At 74.6% G+C, this 17,071-nt stretch carries 16 protein-coding genes; 5 read left to right on the top strand and 11 right to left on the bottom strand.

Annotated elements, in window-relative coordinates; translation table 11 throughout:
• Positions 1-420, top strand: a 420-nt coding sequence (locus GV126_RS34810) for a DUF6479 family protein (protein ID WP_328707387.1), incomplete at its 5' end; no start/stop codon positions are given.
• A gap of 104 nt (positions 421-524) precedes the next feature.
• Positions 525-701 carry a hypothetical protein gene (locus tag GV126_RS34805; protein WP_159675335.1) on the top strand — a complete coding sequence of 59 codons (177 nt, stop codon included), beginning with the start codon at positions 525-527 and terminating at the stop codon, positions 699-701.
• A 102-nt stretch (positions 702-803) separates the two neighbouring features.
• On the opposite strand, the gene GV126_RS34800 is transcribed toward GV126_RS34805, so the two are convergent.
• Positions 804-1,388, bottom strand: coding sequence for a hydrolase (locus tag GV126_RS34800; RefSeq protein ID WP_159675333.1), 585 nt, complete (start codon positions 1,386-1,388; stop codon positions 804-806).
• 100 nt (positions 1,389-1,488) lie between these two features.
• Complete coding sequence (locus GV126_RS34795; protein ID WP_159675331.1) at positions 1,489-1,950, bottom strand: MarR family winged helix-turn-helix transcriptional regulator; 462 nt, start codon at positions 1,948-1,950, stop codon at positions 1,489-1,491.
• A gap of 226 nt (positions 1,951-2,176) precedes the next feature.
• Between GV126_RS34795 and GV126_RS34790 the strand changes: the two genes are divergently transcribed.
• Together GV126_RS34790 and GV126_RS34785 are read left to right on the top strand one after the other, a co-directional pair.
• Positions 2,177-2,686: a metallophosphoesterase family protein gene (locus GV126_RS34790; RefSeq protein ID WP_159675329.1), complete on the top strand. Its 510-nt coding sequence runs from the start codon at positions 2,177-2,179 to the stop codon at positions 2,684-2,686.
• Positions 2,687-2,752: 66 nt separating this feature from the next.
• Complete coding sequence (locus GV126_RS34785; RefSeq protein ID WP_236570382.1) at positions 2,753-4,180, top strand: MFS transporter; 1,428 nt, start codon at positions 2,753-2,755, stop codon at positions 4,178-4,180.
• A gap of 500 nt (positions 4,181-4,680) precedes the next feature.
• Here GV126_RS34785 and GV126_RS34780 read toward each other — a convergent pair whose 3' ends face one another.
• The 7 genes from GV126_RS34780 to GV126_RS34750 form a co-directional block, all read right to left on the bottom strand.
• On the bottom strand, positions 4,681-5,469 hold the full coding sequence (locus tag GV126_RS34780) for an SRPBCC family protein (RefSeq protein ID WP_159675327.1): 789 nt from the start codon (positions 5,467-5,469) through the stop codon (positions 4,681-4,683).
• A gap of 45 nt (positions 5,470-5,514) precedes the next feature.
• The gene (locus GV126_RS34775) at positions 5,515-6,621 is read right to left on the bottom strand and encodes an XdhC family protein (RefSeq protein ID WP_159675325.1); all 1,107 of its coding nucleotides are present in this window, start codon (positions 6,619-6,621) and stop codon (positions 5,515-5,517) included.
• Entirely contained in the window at positions 6,614-7,756 is a 1,143-nt protein-coding gene (locus GV126_RS34770; RefSeq protein ID WP_236570383.1) for a vWA domain-containing protein, read from the bottom strand. The genes GV126_RS34775 and GV126_RS34770 overlap by 8 nt, the downstream gene beginning before the upstream one ends.
• Positions 7,757-7,839: 83 nt before the next feature.
• Complete coding sequence (locus GV126_RS34765) at positions 7,840-8,724, bottom strand: AAA family ATPase (protein WP_438947891.1); 885 nt, start codon at positions 8,722-8,724, stop codon at positions 7,840-7,842.
• Positions 8,725-8,730: 6 nt separating this feature from the next.
• Positions 8,731-9,585: an FAD binding domain-containing protein gene (locus GV126_RS34760; RefSeq protein ID WP_159675323.1), complete on the bottom strand. Its 855-nt coding sequence runs from the start codon at positions 9,583-9,585 to the stop codon at positions 8,731-8,733.
• A complete protein-coding gene (locus GV126_RS34755; protein WP_159675321.1) occupies positions 9,582-11,957 on the bottom strand; it encodes a xanthine dehydrogenase family protein molybdopterin-binding subunit in 2,376 nt (791 codons plus the stop codon). The genes GV126_RS34760 and GV126_RS34755 overlap by 4 nt, the downstream gene beginning before the upstream one ends.
• On the bottom strand, positions 11,954-12,460 hold the full coding sequence (locus GV126_RS34750) for a (2Fe-2S)-binding protein (RefSeq protein ID WP_159675319.1): 507 nt from the start codon (positions 12,458-12,460) through the stop codon (positions 11,954-11,956). The genes GV126_RS34755 and GV126_RS34750 overlap by 4 nt, the downstream gene beginning before the upstream one ends.
• Positions 12,461-12,941: 481 nt before the next feature.
• On the opposite strand from GV126_RS34750, the gene GV126_RS34745 reads away from it, so the two are divergent.
• A complete protein-coding gene (locus GV126_RS34745; protein WP_159675317.1) occupies positions 12,942-14,456 on the top strand; it encodes a sodium:solute symporter family protein in 1,515 nt (504 codons plus the stop codon).
• 257 nt (positions 14,457-14,713) lie between these two features.
• Here GV126_RS34745 and GV126_RS34740 read toward each other — a convergent pair whose 3' ends face one another.
• Both GV126_RS34740 and GV126_RS34735 read right to left on the bottom strand, forming a co-directional pair.
• A complete protein-coding gene (locus GV126_RS34740) occupies positions 14,714-15,943 on the bottom strand; it encodes a glycosyltransferase (RefSeq protein WP_159675339.1) in 1,230 nt (409 codons plus the stop codon).
• Positions 15,944-16,071: 128 nt separating this feature from the next.
• Positions 16,072-16,920, bottom strand: coding sequence for a bifunctional 5,10-methylenetetrahydrofolate dehydrogenase/5,10-methenyltetrahydrofolate cyclohydrolase (locus GV126_RS34735; RefSeq protein WP_159675315.1), 849 nt, complete (start codon positions 16,918-16,920; stop codon positions 16,072-16,074).
• Positions 16,921-17,071 lie beyond the last annotated feature (151 nt).

The raw sequence follows: 17,071 nt of genomic DNA, 5'->3' as shown, positions 1-17,071 counted from the left end.
CGGGTGGTGACCGGCACGCATCCGCCGCGGCCGGGCGGGTACCCGGACGCCATGGACACCACCCGATATGAGACAGTCGCCGCCGGCTCGGGCGCCGGGATCGCTCTGGTCGTGATCGGCGGCATCATCGTCGTCGGCGTGCTGATCTGGGCCTTCCGACTCGGCATCAAGGTGATGCAGCGCGAATCCCGCACCCCCCGGCACAGCGAGCACCCCAAGCTCCCCGACTCCGGTCCGGTCTACGAGACACAGCAGCGGCGCGAACCGGACGAGGTACCCGACGCCGACGAGACCGGCCGGCGCCTGACCCCGCACGAACTCGGGGCGTCCGGCAGCAGGCGAAGCGAGGACCAGAGCCGCCCGCGCTGGGAGCCCGGCTCCAGCGGCTCCTTCGGCAGCGGCGGCCCCGGCGGCAGGTGACGAGGGCCGGGCCGGGGCGGCACACGTTTGGCCGGGGCCTTTCCGGGGACCCGGCCCGCACACCTGCACCCCACCGCCCGGACGCAGAAGGAAGATGAGGCGTCGTGATCGCGCACACCACCGACATACCGGCAGGCCGTCGTTCGCAGACGGCCTGGGCGACATCCCGCCGGGACCGGGAGGAGCGTGTGCGCACCTGCGTGCCCGCGGTCGACGACCACCTCGGACCGCCGCTGGACCAGGACGCCTGTGACGGGAACATCGTGCGGGGCGAGGACTGAGCACCCGCGGGCACGGCCCGCCGGACGGGTTCCGACCAGGCACATCAGGGGTGCCCGGCGCCGAGCGCGCCGGGCACCCCCGTGTGTGCGTGTCCCGGAGGGTCAGCCGTGAGTCTTGGCCAGCAGCTGGAGGATCTCGGCGGTGGTGCCGGTCTCGCCCAGGCGCGGGAAGATCCGCGCCACGCTGTTGGCGTGCGCGTCCGCGTCGAGGTCGCTCATGGCGTCGGTGGCCAGCGTGACGTGGTAGCCGTGCTCGTGCGCGGCACGGGCGGTGGACTCCACGCCGATGCTGGTGGCGATGCCGGTCAGCACGATCTGCGTCACCCCGCGGCGGCGCAGCTGCACATCGAGGTCGGTGCCGTGGAAGGCGCCCCAGTTGTGCTTGGTGACGTGGATGTCGCCCGGGTGCCCGGCCAGCTCGGGGACGATGACGTCCCAGCCCTCGGGGCGGCTGCCGCCGGCGGCAGGCGTGTCGGTGCGGCCGGGCGGAACGTCTCCGAAGTCGGCGGCGAAGGAGACCCGGACCAGCACCACGGGCAGGTCACGGGCGCGGAAGGCGTCGGCCAGCTCCACCGTGCGGGCGACCACCTCGGAGCCCGGGTAGGGAACGGTCGGTGCGCCGACGATGCCCGCCTGCAGGTCGATCACGACGAGGGCGGTGCGCGGGTCGAGGGTGGTCAGTGCCATGAGGTTCAGGCCTTTCGCATGGTGCGGGCGCGCCCGGGACCCGTTTCGGGTGGTGCGGGCATGCCCGGCGTGTGGGGGATGTCGAGGGACGGCGGGGGTGTCAGGGCCGCGTGAGGCGTTCCATCAGGGCGAACGCCTCCAGCAGGGTCTGCCGCTCCGCCTCGGTGTAACGGTCCTGCAGCGCGCGGGCCAGCCACTCCTCGCGGACCTGCCGGTCGCCCTCCAGACGGCGGCGGCCGCTGTCGGTGAGGGTCACCAGCTGGCGCCGGCCGTCGTCCGGGTCGGGGCTGCGCCGGATGAGCCCTTGGTGCTCCAGCGCCGCGAGGGTCGTGGCCATCGACTGCGGGCGGACCCCCTCTGCGGCGGCCAGGGCGCTGGCCGTGGCGGCCCCGTGCTTGCCGACCAGGGTGAGCGCCGACACCTGCGGCGGAGTGAGGTCGTCGTCTTGGGCGACCTCGCGGATGCGGCGGCGCAGCCGGCTGAACGCCACCCGCAGATCGCGTGCGGCCCGCGCGGCGGAGGCGGAGATGCCCCCGGGCGCCTCGGCGGGGTTCCGGTCCATGCCGATCACCCTAGAGACGCCAGATCAGGCTGTCCAGTTCGGACTGAACAGTTTGCCTGTTCTTTTCGCTCGATGCCCCAGCGCGCCACGGTCCGGCGCCGTATCGTGGCGCGGCCCGGCGCCGTATCGTGGCGCGGCCCGGCGCCGTATCCGGGGCGGCTCGGCGCCGTGTCGTCGGGCGGCTCGGCGCCGCATCCCGGCCGCGCCCCCGCAGTACGCTGACCGCGTGCGCCTGCTGCTGATGTCCGACACCCATCTCCCCAAGCGCGCCAAGGAGCTGCCCGCGCAGCTGCTCGCCGAGCTTCCGCGCGCCGATGTGGTCTTCCACGCCGGCGACTGGGTGGACACGGCCACGCTCGACCTGCTGGAGAGCCGCAGCCGCCGGCTCATCGGCGTCCACGGCAACAACGACGGCCCCGAGCTGCGCGCCCGCCTGCCCGAGGTGGCCCGCGCCGAACTCGGCGGGCTGCGCTTCGGCGCCGTCCACGAGACCGGGCCCGCCCAGGGCCGCGAGGCCCGCTGCGCCGCCCGCTTCCCCGACCTGGACGTGCTGGTCTTCGGGCACAGCCACATCCCGTGGGACACCACCGCCCCCACCGGGCTGCGCCTGCTCAACCCGGGGTCGCCCACCGACCGCCGCCGCCAGCCGTACTGCACCTACATGACCGCCACCGTCACCGGCGGCCGCCTCACCGAGGTCGAACTCCACCGGCTGCCGCCGCGCACCGCCCGCTGACGGCGTCACTGCCTCCGGTCCGCGGGGCCAGGGGTACCTGTCGGACCCCGGTGGTACCCCTGGAGCATGACCAAGGCATCGGCGACACTCCACGACCCTGCGGTGGGTCAGGCGCGGCGTGCCGGTTCGCCGCGCACCGTCCTGCTGGTGATGTGCGCGGGGTACTTCCTGGTGCTGCTCGACGTCACCGTCGTCAACGTCGCCCTGCCCGCGATCGGCTCGGGGCTGGGCACCGACGTCGGCGGCCTGCAGTGGGTGGTCGACGGTTACGCGCTGGCGCTCGCCTCGCTCATGCTCACCAGCGGTACGACGGGCGACCGGTACGGCCACAGACGCGTCGTCCTCGCCGGGCTCGCTGTCTTCGGGGTGGGCTCCCTGGCCTGCGGGCTGGCCCCGGACGTACCGGTGCTCGTCGCCGCCCGGGTGGTCCAGGGGGTGGGCGCCGCCCTGCTGCTGCCGGGGACGCTGGCCATCATCGGCCGGGCCTTCCCCGACCCGGCGTCCCGCGCCCGGGCGATCGGGCTGTGGGCGGGCATCGGCAGCCTGGCCCTGCCGGCCGGGCCGCTGGTCGGCGGCGCGCTCGTCGACGGGCTGGGCTGGCGCTCGGTGTTCCTGGTCAACGTGCCGATCGTGCTGGTGGCGCTGGTCTGGTCGGTGGTGGCCGTGCGCGAGAGCCGCGACAGCCGGGCGCCGCTGCCCGACCTGCCGGGCATGCTGCTCGGCGCGCTGCTGCTGTTCGCGGCGACCTACGCCTTCATCCAGGGCGGCCGCTCGGGCGCCGGCGCGCCGCAGGTCCTCGCCGCCGCCGCGGTCGCCGTCGTCGCCCTGCTCGCGCTCGGTGCGGCCGAGATCCGGCGGGGCGACACGGCGATGCTGCCGCCGGCCCTGTTCCGGCGGCCCGCGTTCGGCGCCGCGAACACCGCCGCCGGGATCATGAACCTGTGCACCCTGGGCACCCTGTTCGTGCTGATGCTGTACCTGCAGCCCGTCCAGGGACGCTCCGCCCTGAACGCCGGGCTCGCCGTCCTCCCGCTGTTCGCCCCGCTCGCGGTGATCGCGCCCTTCGGCGGCCGGGTCACCAGCCGCATCGGCGCCCGGCTCCCGGCCGCCGCCGGCCTGCTCTGCGCGGCGATGGGGATGGCCCTGCTGACGCGTGCGCAACCGCACTCCGCGTACCCGGTGCTGCTGCCGGCGCTGCTGCTGTGGGGCATCGGCCTCGGGGTGCTGACCCCCGCCGTGGTCGCGGCGGCCATCGCCGCCGTCCCCGAAGAACGTTCCGGCCTCGCGTCCGCGGTCAGCAACACCGCCCGTCAGACGGGCGGCGCGATCGGCATCGCCGTGGCCGGGGCCGTCGCCGGACAGCCCGCCCACCAGGGGCATTTCCTGCGCGGCTTCCACACCCTGGCCCTCGGCTCGGCCGGCCTGTACGCGGCGGGGACGGTGCTGGTGCTGGCCCTGCTGCCGGGGGCGCTGCTGCCCACCCGGGGGAAGTGACGGGGAAGCGACGCCGACGCGGGCGGCGGGGCCGGGTGGCGGAGCCCGGTGACCGTGCCGGGCGTCCGCGGAGGCCGGGCCCTGTGCAAGGTGCCCATGACGGAGGAGGAGCCGCTGCGAGGCGCCCATGACGGAGGGCGGCCCGTTCGCGGGCCGCCCCGGGGTCACTCTTCCCTTTCTCGTTTCCGACTTCTCGGCGAGATCCGGGCCGCTCCGTACGCGGAATCGGCCCGGTGACTGCGACTGTGCGCTGTCACGGACCTCCTTCCAACAGAGGGGTGTGCCGCACATGTGCCGGCAGAGGCGTGCATGCCTCGCCTCATCCGTCGCTGGCCGCCTACCCCTTGTACCGCGACCCAATCACGCAATCCGCCGAACGGGGAAGAAATCAGGAAATCGCAGATCACACCGGTCACACAGGACCGTCCACACTCCTCAGCCCCACGGGCACACCACCGGGTCATCGGACGCGTCACAGCGTCACTGGACACACCCCCGCGTCACCGCCGCCAGAGCCTGCGCACCGACACGACCAGCAGCGCCACCACCGCGACGGCCCCGACGCCCACCGCGGCCCGTTTGGCCACGGGCACCCCGACCACGCGCAGCAGATCCAGTGCCTCGGCCTCCTCCCGACGTTCCCTGGGAAGTCCCGCGATCCTCTCGCCGCCCTCCCCGGCGGACGATGCCGACGACGCAGGTGACACAGACGACGCGGGTGGCACAGAGGACCCGGAGGGGCCGGGGCCGGCCGAGGGCCGGGCCTCGTGCCCGGCGGTCGCTTCCGGACGGACCGGCGGCGCCGGCTCGTCCGCCGCGCCGGAGTCCTGCGGCGCCCGCGCCGCCGGGCCGGCCAGCCGCTCGGCCAGGCAGTCCGCGAACTGCCCCACCAGCCGGTCGCCCACCTCCGCCAGCACCCCGCGCCCGAACTGCGCGGGGCGCCCGGTCACCGTCAGATCGGTCAGCACCGACACCGCGGTGCCGCCGTCGCGCTCGGTCAGCGTGCCCGTCACCGTGGCCCGTGCCGTGCCCTGGCCGCGCGTCTCCCTGCCGCTGGCCGCCAGCACCAGCCGATGGGCCGCCTCGTCCTGCTCCTCGAAGACCGCCGTGCCCTTGTACGAGACGGTGATCGGGCCCAGCTTCACCTTCACCGAACCGGTCACGGTCTTGCCGTCGAACTCCTCCACGGTCGCCCCCGGCAGGCAGGGGGCGACGCGCTCGATGTCGAGCAGCGCCCGCCAGGCGTCGTCGACCGGGACGGGAACGGTGAACTCGTGGCGCAGTTCCATGACTTCCTCCTCGCACTCGGGCGGAACGGGCGGCGGGTCTCGCGTTCAGGCGGAACCGGTGGCGTGGATGGCGCCGGCCGTCGCGGTCAGGGGCGTTCCGGTGCCGCCCCAGCGCAGCGCGATGATCTCGGCGGCGACGGACACGGCCACCTCCTCCGGGGTCCGGGCCCCCAGGTCCAGGCCGACGGGGGAGCGCAGCCGGGCCAGTTCCTCCTCGCCCACCCCGGCCTCCCGCAGCCGTTCCAGCCGGTCGTGGTGGGTACGGCGGCTGCCCATCGCCCCGATGTAGGCGGCCGGCCGGCCCAGCGCCTCCTGCAGCAGCGGCACGTCGAACTTCGGATCGTGGGTGAGGACGCAGATCACGGTGCGCTCGTCGGTGTCCGTGGCGTGCAGATAGCGGTGCGGCCAGTCGACCACCACCTCCACGGCGTCCGGGAACCGCTTCGGCGTGGCGAAGACCGGACGGGCGTCGCACACCGTGACCCGGTAGCCGAGGAAGGCGCCGATCCGGGCCACCGCGGCGGCGTAGTCGATCGCACCGAAGACCAGCATGCGCGGCGGCGGGGCGAACGACTGGAGGAACACGGTGACGGCGTCCTCGCGCCGCTCACCGCGCGGCCCGTAGTGGCGCAGCCCCGTCGCGCCGAGCGCCAGCTCGCCGCGGGCGTCCGCCGTGACCGCCGCGTCCAGGCCGGTGGTGCCCAGCGTGCCGGTCACCGTCCGCGGCCACACCGCGAGCACCGCCCCGCGCGGCGCGGGCCCGTCGACGACGGTCGCCACCGTCACCGGCTCCCCCGAGGCCACCGACGCGGCCACCGCTCCGAAGGCCGGGTCCGACTCCGGCGTCACCGGCCTGACCAGCACACCGATCTCGCCGCCGCAGGTCAGCCCGACCGCGAACGCGTCCTCGTCGCTGTAGCCGAAGGTCGCCAGCCGCACCTCGCCGTCGGCCACCACCTCCTGGGCCAGCTCGAACACCGCGCCCTCCACACACCCCCCGGACACACTGCCCACCACCTCGTCGTCCGGGCCGACCGCCATCGCCGCACCCGGCTCGCGCGGCGCGCTGCGGCTGACCGAGACGACGGTGGCCAGCCCGAACGGCACCCGCGCGGCGTACCAGCGCTCCAGCACCGGGAGGATGTCACGCACGCTCCGCTCCTTTCCCACCGGCCGCGCGGGCCCGCGGCGGCCCGGCGTCCGCACCGCGCACCACCGCCGCCAGCCTCTCCAGCGCGGCCAGGCTGTGTCCCTCGACGAAGGCGTCCACGCTCGGCAGGGCCGCCGCCATGCCCGCGGCCAGCGGCGCGTACCCGGGCCGCGCCTTGCGCGGGTTGGCCCACACCACCCGGTGCGCCAGCCGGTGCAGGCGGCGCATCTGCTCGGCGAGCAACCGCGGATCGCCGCGTTCCCAGCCGTCGGACAGCAGCACCACCACCGCGCCGCGCGCCATGCCGCGCTGCCCCCACCGGTCGAGGAAGGCGCGCAGCAGCTCGCCCAGGCGGGTGCCGCCCCTCCAGTCGGGCACGGCCTCGGCGACGGCGGCCATCGCCAGGTCCGCGTCGCGGTGGGACAGCTCCCGGGTCACCCGGGTCAGCCGGGTGCCGATGGTGAACGCCTCGGTGCGCCGCCCCCGGACCGCCGCGTGCGCGAACCGCAGCAGCGCGTCGGCGTACGGCGCCATGGACCCGCTCACGTCCACCAGCAGCACCACCCGCCGGGGGCGGTCCACCCGCGCGTGCCGCCGCAGCAGCGCCGGCTCGCCGCCGTGCCGCAGCATCTCCCGCACGGTGCGGCGCGGATCGACGGTGCCGCGCCGGGCCGGCCGCCGCCGCGCGCTGCGCCGCGACGCGCCCCGCAGGGCGAACGCCGCCAGCAGCCGGCGCAGCTGCGCGCGTTCGGCGGCGTCCAGTTCGGCCACGTCGCGGTGGCGCAGCACCTCCGCGGAGCTGGCGAGCGAGGCGACGGGCGGCCCCTGCGGCTCCCGGTCCGAGGCGCCGGTACGGGATCCGGCGGGCGCCTCGCGCAGCACGGGGCGCAGCCGGGGCCGGGGAGCGGGCCGCACGGCCCGCACCGGCGCGTCGGCGGTGCCGAAGTACGCGGCGAACACCCGCTCGTAGCGCTCCAGGTCGTCCCGGTCGCCGCACAGCGTCAGCCGTCCCGCCCAGTACACGTCCGCTCGCACGCCGGGCCGCAGCGCGTCCACGGCCCGCAGGAAGGCGTGGGTGCGCTCGGCGCCGGCGTCCACCCCGGCCGCGCGCAGCGCCCGCGCGAAGCCGAGCAGCACGGCATCGGCGCGGGGCGGCTCCTCCGGGCCCGGGCGTGGACCGGTGCCGCCCGCGCCGCAGCGCCCCGGGCCCACCGCGCCGGTCACGTCGGCCGTCCCGCGAGGATCGCCGCGAAGTCCAGTGCCCGGGCCCGGTCGGTGTCCTCGCGGTACTTCAGCACCGACCCCAGCGTCGCCACCGCCAGCTCGGCGTCCACCTCGCTCGCGCCGAGCGCGTCCAGGGCGCGCGTCCAGTCCAGGGTCTCGGCCACACCCGGCGGCTTCAGCAGGTCCTCGGCGCGCAGCGCCTGCACCAGCGCGGTCACCTGCTCGGCCAGCCGCGCCGACACCTCCGGCAGTCTGCGCCGCACGATGGCCAGCTCCCGGGCGAAGCCCGGGCGGCCGAACCAGTGGTACAGGCAGCGCCGCTTGAGCGCGTCGTGCACCTCCCGGGTCCGGTTGGAGGTGAGCACGACGACCGGCGGCTCGTCCGCCCGCAGCGTGCCCAGCTCGGGCACGGTCACCTGGAACTCCGACAGCACCTCCAGCAAGAACGCCTCGAACTCGTCGTCGGCACGGTCGATCTCGTCCACCAGCAGCACCGACGGCTGGGTCTGCAGCGCCCGCAGCAGCGGCCGGGCGAGCAGGAACCGCCGGTCGTACAGCTCCCGCTCCAACCGTTCGGCGTCCTTCACCCCGGCCGCCTCCGCCGCCCGCAGGTGCAGCAGCTGCCGGGGGAAGTCCCAGTCGTACAGGGCCTGCGAGGCGTCGATGCCCTCGTGGCACTGCAGCCGGATCAGCGGGGCGCCGAACGCCTCGGCGAGGGCGGCGGCGAGCGCCGTCTTGCCGACGCCCGCGTCGCCCTCGCAGAACACCGGCCGGTGCAGCTTCAGCGCCAGGAAGCAGGCCACCGCCAGCCCGTCGTCGACGAGGTAGCCGGTCTCCTCCAGGCGGGCCCGTACCTGTTCGGGGCTGTCGACGGGGATGATCGGCGCTCACCCCGTCCCGGTGGCGGCCAGGACCGCCCGCTTGGTCAGCACCCGGGCCAGGTGCGCCCGGTACTCCGGTGAGGCGGAGGCGTCCCGGGACGGCCGGGTGCCCTCCGCCGCCGACTGCGCCGCCCGCGCCACCGCGTCCGCGCCCCCGGCGCCGACGAGCGCCTCCTCGGCCGCCGACGCCCGCAGCGGGGTGGCGCCCATGTTGGTCAGGCCGATGCGCGCCTCGGCGATGTGCCCGTTCTCGCGCCGCACCAGCGCCGCCACCCCGACCATCGCCCAGGACTGGGCGACCCGGTGGAACTTCTCGTAGCGAAAGCCCCAGCCCTCCCGCTTGGGCAGCCGGACCTCCACCAGCAGCTCGTTGGGGGCCAGCGTGGACTGAAGATAGTCGGCGAAGAAGTCGCGGGCCGGGATCGTGCGCCGCCCGCCCGGTCCCACGGCCACCAGCTCGGCGTCCAGCGCCAGCGCCACCGCGGGCAGGTCCCCGGCCGGGTCGGCGTGCGCGAGGGAGCCGCCGAGGGTGCCGCGGTGGCGGACGGCGGGGTCGGCGACCGTCTCGGTGGCCTGGGCGAGCAGGCCCGCGTGGCGGCGCACCAGCGGATCGTGGATCACGTCGTGGTGTGTGGTCAGCGCACCGATGACGAGGGTGTCGCCCTCCTCGCGGACCCCGCGCAGCCCGGGGATCCGGCCGACGTCGACGACCAGTTCGGGGAAGGCCAGGCGCAGCCTCAGCAGCGGCAGCAGGCTCTGCCCGCCGGCCAGCACCTTCGCGTCCTCACCGGCGTCGGCGAGGGTGCGCACGGCCTCGTCCAGGTCCGTCGGCCGGGCGTAGTCGAATGCGGGGGGAATCATGCCGAGCCCTCCTTCTGCGCGGAGCGCACCGCTTCCCAGACCCGCTCCGGCGTGCACGGCATCCGCACGTCGTGCACGCCCAGCGGGCGCAGCGCGTCCACGATCGCGTTGACGACGGCCGGGGTGGAGGCGATGGTGCCCGCCTCGCCGACGCCCTTGACACCCAGCGGGTTGGAGACCGCGGGGGTCTCCGTGCGGTCGGTGACGAACTCGGGCAGGTCGGCCGCCGAGGGCACGAGGTAGTCGGCCATCGTGCCGGACACCAGGTTGCCCTCCGTGTCGTACACCGCCTCCTCGTACAGGGCCTGCGCGATGCCCTGGGCGAGTCCGCCGTGCACCTGCCCCTCCACGATCATCGGGTTGATCACCCGGCCCACGTCGTCCACGCAGACGTAGGAGCGGATACGGGTCTGCCCGGTCTCGGTGTCCACCTCGACCGCGCACAGGTGGGTGCCGTGCGGGTAGGAGAAGTTCTCCGGATCGAGGACGTGCTCGGCGTTCAGGGTGGGCTCCATGCCGTCGGGCACGTCGTGCGAGGTGAACGTCTCGAAGGCGACCTCCTGGATGGTCTTGCGGGCCTCCGGGGAGCCCTTGACCGAGAACACGCCGCCCTTGAACTCCAGGTCGTCCTCGCTGGCCTCCAGCGGGTGGGCGGCCACCTTGCGCGCCTTGTCCACGACCTTCTCGGCGGCCCGGTGCACCGCCGCGCCGCCGACGACCAGCGAGCGCGAGCCGTAGGTGTCCATGCCCTGCGGGGCGACCTTCGTGTCCCCGTGCACCACCTCGACGTCCTCGAACGGCACACCGAGGACGTCCGCGGCGATCTGGCTCCAGCAGGTCACGTGGCCCTGTCCGTGCGGGCTGGTGCCGGTGACCACCTCGACCTTGCCGGTGGGCAGCATGCGGATGCTCGCCGCCTCCCAGCCGCCCGCCGAGTACCGCAGGTCGCGCAGCACCCGGCTCGGGGCGAGCCCGCACATCTCGGTGTACGTCGAGATCCCGATGCCCAGGCGTACGGTGTCGCCGCGCTCGTTGCGCTTGGCCTGCTCGGCGCGCAGGTCGTCGTAGCCGAACAGGGCGAGGGCCTTGTCGGTGGCCGCCTCGTAGTTGCCGCTGTCGTAGGTCAGACCGGCGATGGAGGTGTACGGGAACTCCTCGTGCCGGATCCAGTTGCGGCGCCGCACCTCCACCGGGTCCAGGCCGACCTCGGCGGCCAGCTCGTCCATGGCCCGCTCGATGGCGTACGTGGCCTCCGGGCGTCCGGCGCCCCGGTAGGCGTCGGTGGGGGTCTTCGTGGTGAACACGCCGGTGCAGGTGAAGTCGTAGGAGTCCATCTTGTAGATCGCCGGGTACATGAACGCGCCCAGGATCGGCACGCCCGGCGTGACCAGCATCAGGTAGGCGCCCATGTCGGCGAGCAGGTCCACCTTCAGGCCGAGCAGCCTGCCCTCGCGGGTCGCGGCGATCTCGACGTCCTGGATCATGCCGCGGCCGTGGTGGGTGGCCAGGTAGCCCTCGGAGCGGGACTCGGTCCACTTCACCGGGCGGCCCAGCTTCCGGGCCACGGCCACCGCGACGGCCTCCTCGCCGTACACCTGGAGCTTGGAGCCGAAGCCGCCGCCCACGTCGGGGGCGACCACCCGCAGCTTGTGCTCGGGCACGCCGGTGACCACCGACAGCATGATCCGCAGGATGTGCGGGATCTGCGTCGCCGAGTACACGGTGTACTCGCCGGAGGCGGCGAGCGGGGTGACGACGACCGCGCGCGGCTCCATCGCGTTGGGGATCAGGCGCTGCTGCTCGTAGCGCCGCTTGAGGACGACGTCCGCGCGCTGCCTGACCGCCTCGTAGTCCTCGCCGGCCCGCAGCGGCCACACGTAGGCGCGGTTGGTGCCCTTGTCGGCGTGGACGAGCGGGGCGTCCTCGGCGAGCGCCGCCTCAAGGTCCAGCACCGGCGGCAGCGGCTCGTAGTCGACCTCGATCGCCTCCAGCGCGTCCGCGGCGGCGTACCGGTCACGCGCCACGACGACCGCCACCGGGTCGCCGGCGTGCCGCACCTCGTCGACGGCGATCGGCGGGTGGTCGGGCAGCACCATGTCCTCGGTGACGGGCCACGCGCACGGCAGCGAGCCCAGCCCGTCGGCGAGGTCCCGGCCGCTGAACGCGGCGACGACGCCGGGACGTTCGAGGGCGGGGGAGACGTCGATCCGTTCGATGCGGGCGTGCGCCATGGGGCTGCGCAGGATCGCCAGGTGCAGCAGCCCGGTGACGGTGATGTTGTCGGTCCAGGTGGTCTGGCCGGTGACCAGCCGGGCGTCCTCCTTGCGCAGCCGGGCCCGGCCGACCTCGCGTTCGACGGCCTGGTCGGTCATGCCGTCACCTCCCGGGCGGACGCGGCCCGCGCGGCGGGGGCCGCGGACTCCTGGGCGGCGGCGAGCACCGCCCGGACGATGTTCTGGTAGCCGGTGCAGCGGCACAGGTTGCCTTCGAGGGCCTTGCGGACCTCCTCGGCGGTGGGGTGCGGATTCTCGCGCAGCAGATCACGGGCGGCCATGATCATCCCCGGGGTGCAGTAGCCGCACTGGAGTGCGTGGTGCTCGTGGAACGAGCGCTGCAGCGGCGTCCACTCGCCGTCACGGGCCAGCCCCTGCACGGTCGTCACCTCGCCGCCGTCCGCCTGGACGGCCAGCACCGTGCAGCTCTTGACGCTCGTGCCGTCCAGCTCGACCGTGCCCGCCCCGCAGTTGGAGGTGTCGCAGCCGATCGGGGTGCCGGTCAGGCCGAGCCGGTCACGCAGATAGTGGACCAGCAGCAGGCGTGGCTCCACCTCGTCCTCGTACGTCGTGCCGTCCACCGTGACCGAGATGTGGGTCATGTGCCCTCCAGAGACCGTATGGGCGTGCGTGAGGGATTGCAGCGACCAGCGTGGTGTACGTCACTCTATGGCCGGGTCCCGGGCAGGGCGAGTGCTGTGAACGGGTCTGTTGAGGATTCATCCGCCCTGCCGGATCGGCGGGTGGGGATCGGCCCGGCGAGGCGGGTGTTCGAAAGTTTCGCCGATGAATCGGTGCGTTGCGGGCGCCTGTAGGGAGCGGGGCTCGCGCCGTCACCGTCAAGGTGTGCGCACCCCTTGACCCTCCTGAGCGGGCGCCCTTAGATTCCCACGAGTCATTCGTATTCCTGACAGTAGTTCATGTATGTGATCGCCTGGGGGGTGTGGGCGCTCCGTCGGAAGGATGGATGTCTCGAAACTTTCGTCCGGATGAACGAAGCAGGCCGCAAGCCGGGCCGCATCCCCGCCCCGCGAGAACCCCCGCGAGAACCCCCGCGAAACCCCGCGAGAAGAAGGTCTCCCCATGCACTGGCTCGACTGGGCCGCCGTCGGCGCCTACTTCCTGGTCATGCTGCTCATCGGCGTGTGGTCGCACCGGCGTGTCGACGACGTCTCCGACTACTTCACCGGCGGCGGCAGGATGCCCTGGGGGCTGACCGGCATCTCGCACCACATGTCCGGCTACAGCGCAGCCGTCTTCGTCGCCTACGCGGCGGTCGCCTACACCTACGGCATCACCGTCTACGTCTGGGCGTTCCTGCCGCTCGCGCTGGGCACCGGCGTCGGCGCCTGGCTGTTCGCGCCCCGCTGGAACCGGCTGCGCCGACGGTTCCGGGTCGCCCCCCCGCTGGAATCCCTCGCCCGCCGCTACAACGTTCCCACCCAGCAGGCCCTGGCCTGGAGCGGCGCCCTGCTCAAGGTCTTCGACGTCGCCGCGAAATGGGCCTCGGTGGCCGTGCTGCTGAAGGTCTTCACCGGTATGTCGATGACCCACGGCATCCTGCTCACCGGCATCGTCACCCTCCTGTACTGCACGGTGGGCGGCCTGTGGGCGGACGCCTTGACGGAGTTCGGCCAGTTCGTCATCCAGGGCGTGGCCGCGCTGGCCATGATGGGCGTCGTCCTCGACCGGCTCGGCGGGATCTCCGGCCTCGGCACCCTGTGGCACCGGCTGCCCTCCGGGCACACGCACCCGCTCGTCGGCCCCTACACGGCCGGCTTCCTCACCGCGTACGTCGTCGTGAAGCTCTTCGAGTACAACGGCGGCATGTGGAACCTGGCCCAGCGCTACATGGCCACCGACTCCCCGCGCGGCGCCCGCCGTTCGGCGGCGCTGTCGGCCGCGCTCTACCTCGTGTGGCCGGCCGTGCTGCTGCTGCCCGCCGTCGCCGCGCCGGTGCTCATGCCGCACATCGGCGACCCGCAGCAGACGTACGCGCTCATGGCGCAGTCCTATCTGCCCGCCGGTCTGGTCGGCCTGACCCTGGCCGGCATGTTCTCCCACACCATGGCCATGGCCTCCTCCGACGCCAACGCCATCTCGGCGGTCGTCACCCGGGACATCCTGCCCGCGCTCCTGCCCGGCTTCCGCGGCGCGGGCACCGAGCGGGGCCTGCGGGCGGCCCGGGTGGTCACCGTCCTGTTCATCACCGTGTCCATGGTCGTGGCCATCGAGGCCGACCACTTCGGCGGAGTCCTCGGGATCATCGTCGGCATGGTCGCGGCCGTCATGGGGCCGATCTCCATCCCGATGCTGCTCGGGCTGCTGCCGGCCTTCCGCCGCTGCGGGCCCCGGGCCGCCCTCACCTCCTGGGCGCTCGGCCTCGGCGGCTACTTCCTCGTGAAGTACGGCGTCGACGGCGCCTCCCAGACCGCGGTCGTCGTCACCCCGCTGGTCACCTCGCTGGTGGTGTACGCCGGCCTGGGCCTGCTGCTGCCGGAACCGGACGCCGACGCCGACGCCGTGGTCGAGGCGGTCTCCGCCCCCGATCCGGTACCCGACGCGGCGATCGCGCGCCCGGTGACGGAACAGGCCTGAGCGCGCGGGGTACGGGCCTGGGGGCGGAAGCAGGAGCGATCGGTACGGGGCTCCGGCCCGGGGACGGAGCAGAACTTCGGTACGGGGCTGCGCCCGGGGACGCAGGCGGGGGAGTTCCGTACGGGGCTGCGCCCGGTGACGGAAGCAGGACCGACCACCGGCACGGGGCTCGCGCCCACGCGGCGGAGGACGGTCGATCGGGACCGGCGTCGCCCGCGGGCCGGGCGGGGCGGCGGGCACCCGCGGGCGTCCGGGTCTCAGCCCGCCAGCGCGGCCAAGGTCCGCAGGACCGGGGCGACCCCGTCCTCGCCGCGGATGCGCGCACCCAGCGCCTCGGCCCGTTCCCGGTAGGGGGCGTGGCGGGTGGCGCGGGTGAGCGCCGCGGCGAGCGCCTCGGCGGTCAGTCCGCGCAGTGGAAGGGCGCACGGGGCCACGCCCAGGGACACCAGGCGCCCGGCCCAGAAGCCCTCGTCGAACTGCACGGGCAGCGGCACCGCGGGCACCCCGGCGCGCAGCCCGGCGGCCGTGGTGCCCGCCCCGGCGTGGTGCACCACGGCGGCCACGCGCGGGAAGAGCACCGAGTGCGGGACCTCGTCGATGGTCAGCATGTCCTCGCCCTGCGCGCTCAGCCCGCCCCAGCCGCGCTGCACGACGCCGCGCAGCCCCGCCCGGCGCAGCGCCCGCGCGATCGTCCCGCTCAGTCCCTCCGGGTCGGGCACCGTGGCGCTGCCCAGGCCGACGAAGACCGGCGGCGGCCCGGCGTCCAGGAACGCGGTCAGGTCCGGGGGGAGGCGGGTGTCGCGGTCGTACGGCCACCAGTAGCCGCACACCTCCAGGCCCCGCCGCCAGTCCCGCGGCCGGGGCACCACCAGTGGGCTGAAGCCGTGCTGCACCGGCCGGCGCAGCCCCGCGCGGATCCGCCGCCCGGTGCCCAGGCGGGAGGCGGGCAGCCCCAGCCGGTCCCGGACGGTGGGCACGGCCGACGAGAAGACCCGTTCGACGGCGAGGTTCACCCCGTGTCCGGCCAGCCGGTTCACCGCCGCCCCCCAGTGGCCGCCGCCCAGCAGCGGCGGCGCGAACTCCCGGGTGGGGGAGAGGGGTTGGAGGTGGGCGCCCAGGCTGGGCACGTCCAGCGCCTCGGCGATGGCGTGCCCGACCGGGCCCAGCGAGCCGGACAGCAGCAGGACGTCGCTGTGTTCGGCCGCCGCGACCAGCTCGTCCGTCATCCGGGCCAGGGCCGCCCGGGCCAGCCCGACGGCCCGCAGCATCTTGCCGGCCCCCGTGGCGCTGCGGTGCAGCCCGCGCCCGCGGGAGGACTCCAGTTCGGCGCGTGGGTCCACCGGCAGCGGGTGGAAGGCCAGTCCCGCGCCCGCGACCAGCGGTTCGAAGCATCCGTGGGTGACCAGAGTGACCTCGTGGCCCGCCCGGGCCAGGCCGTGCCCCAGTCCGGTGAAGGGGGCGACGTCTCCCCGGGATCCCGCCGTCATGATCGCTACGCGCACGACGGCCAGTATGGCCGCGCGGCCGCCCCCCGCCCGTGAACGACCCGACGGATGTCGGCGGCCCGGCCCCGGCGCCCCCGGCCCCGGCGGGTCCGGGGGACGGGGCGCAGAGGTCACACGCCCAGCTGCCGGGCGGCGGCGGTCACGGTCTGCTCCAGGAGCGTCGCGATGGTCATCGGGCCGACACCGCCGGGCACCGGCGTGATCAGCGACGCCCGCTCCACGGCCGAGTCGAAGTCCACGTCGCCGACGTTGCCCGGGTTGTAGCCCGCGTCGACGACGACGGCGCCGGGCTTGACGTCCTGCCCCCGGATCAGCCGCGGCCGGCCGACCGCGGCGACCACGACGTCCGCCTCCCGGACCGCCGCGGACAGGTCCGCGGTCCGCGAGTGGCAGTACGTCACCGTCGCGTCGCGCGCGAGCAGCAGCATGCCCACCGGCTTGCCGAGGATCGCGCTGCGGCCGACCACGACGGCGCGCTTGCCGGTGAGGTCCACGTCGTAGGCGTCGAGCAGCCGCAGGATGCCGCCCGGCGTGCAGGAGACGAAGCCCGGCAGGCCGAAGCTCATCGTGGCAAAGGAGGCGAAGGTGACGCCGTCGACGTCCTTCTCGGGCGCGATCGCCTCGAACGCCGCCCGCTCGTCGATGTGGTCGCCCACCGGGTGCTGCAGCAGGATGCCGTGCACCGCCGGGTCCGCCGACAGCGACCGCAGCGTGGCCACCAGCTCCTCGGTGGTGGTGCGGGCGGGCAGGGCGACGTGCCGGGAGGCGATGCCGGCCGTGCGGCACCGGTTCTGCTTCATCCGGACGTAGGTGACGGAGGCGGGGTCCTCGCCGACCAGCACCGTCGCCAGACAGGGCTGGGTTCCCGTGCGCCGGGTGAGGTCGGCGGCCTGCCGCGCGGTGTCCTCCACGATGCGGCGGGCGAGCGCGGTGCCGTCCATGAGGCGGGCCTGGGACATGAGGCAACTCCTGAGCGTTCGGCGGATCGCCCAGGCGCGCGGCTGTCACTCGGTGTGGGCCGCTCCCCGGTGGTGCTCCACCTCAGCGCCCGTCTCTTTTACACATCTCCCAGCCCCCGAGACAGGCAGAAAACTCGTATGCCGTCTTCTG

Origin of the sequence: Streptomyces mexicanus (genome assembly GCF_902506575.1) — a bacterium.
In the GTDB taxonomy this organism is placed as follows: domain Bacteria; phylum Actinomycetota; class Actinomycetes; order Streptomycetales; family Streptomycetaceae; genus Streptomyces; species Streptomyces mexicanus.
This window is presented reverse-complemented; position numbering and strand designations above follow the sequence as displayed.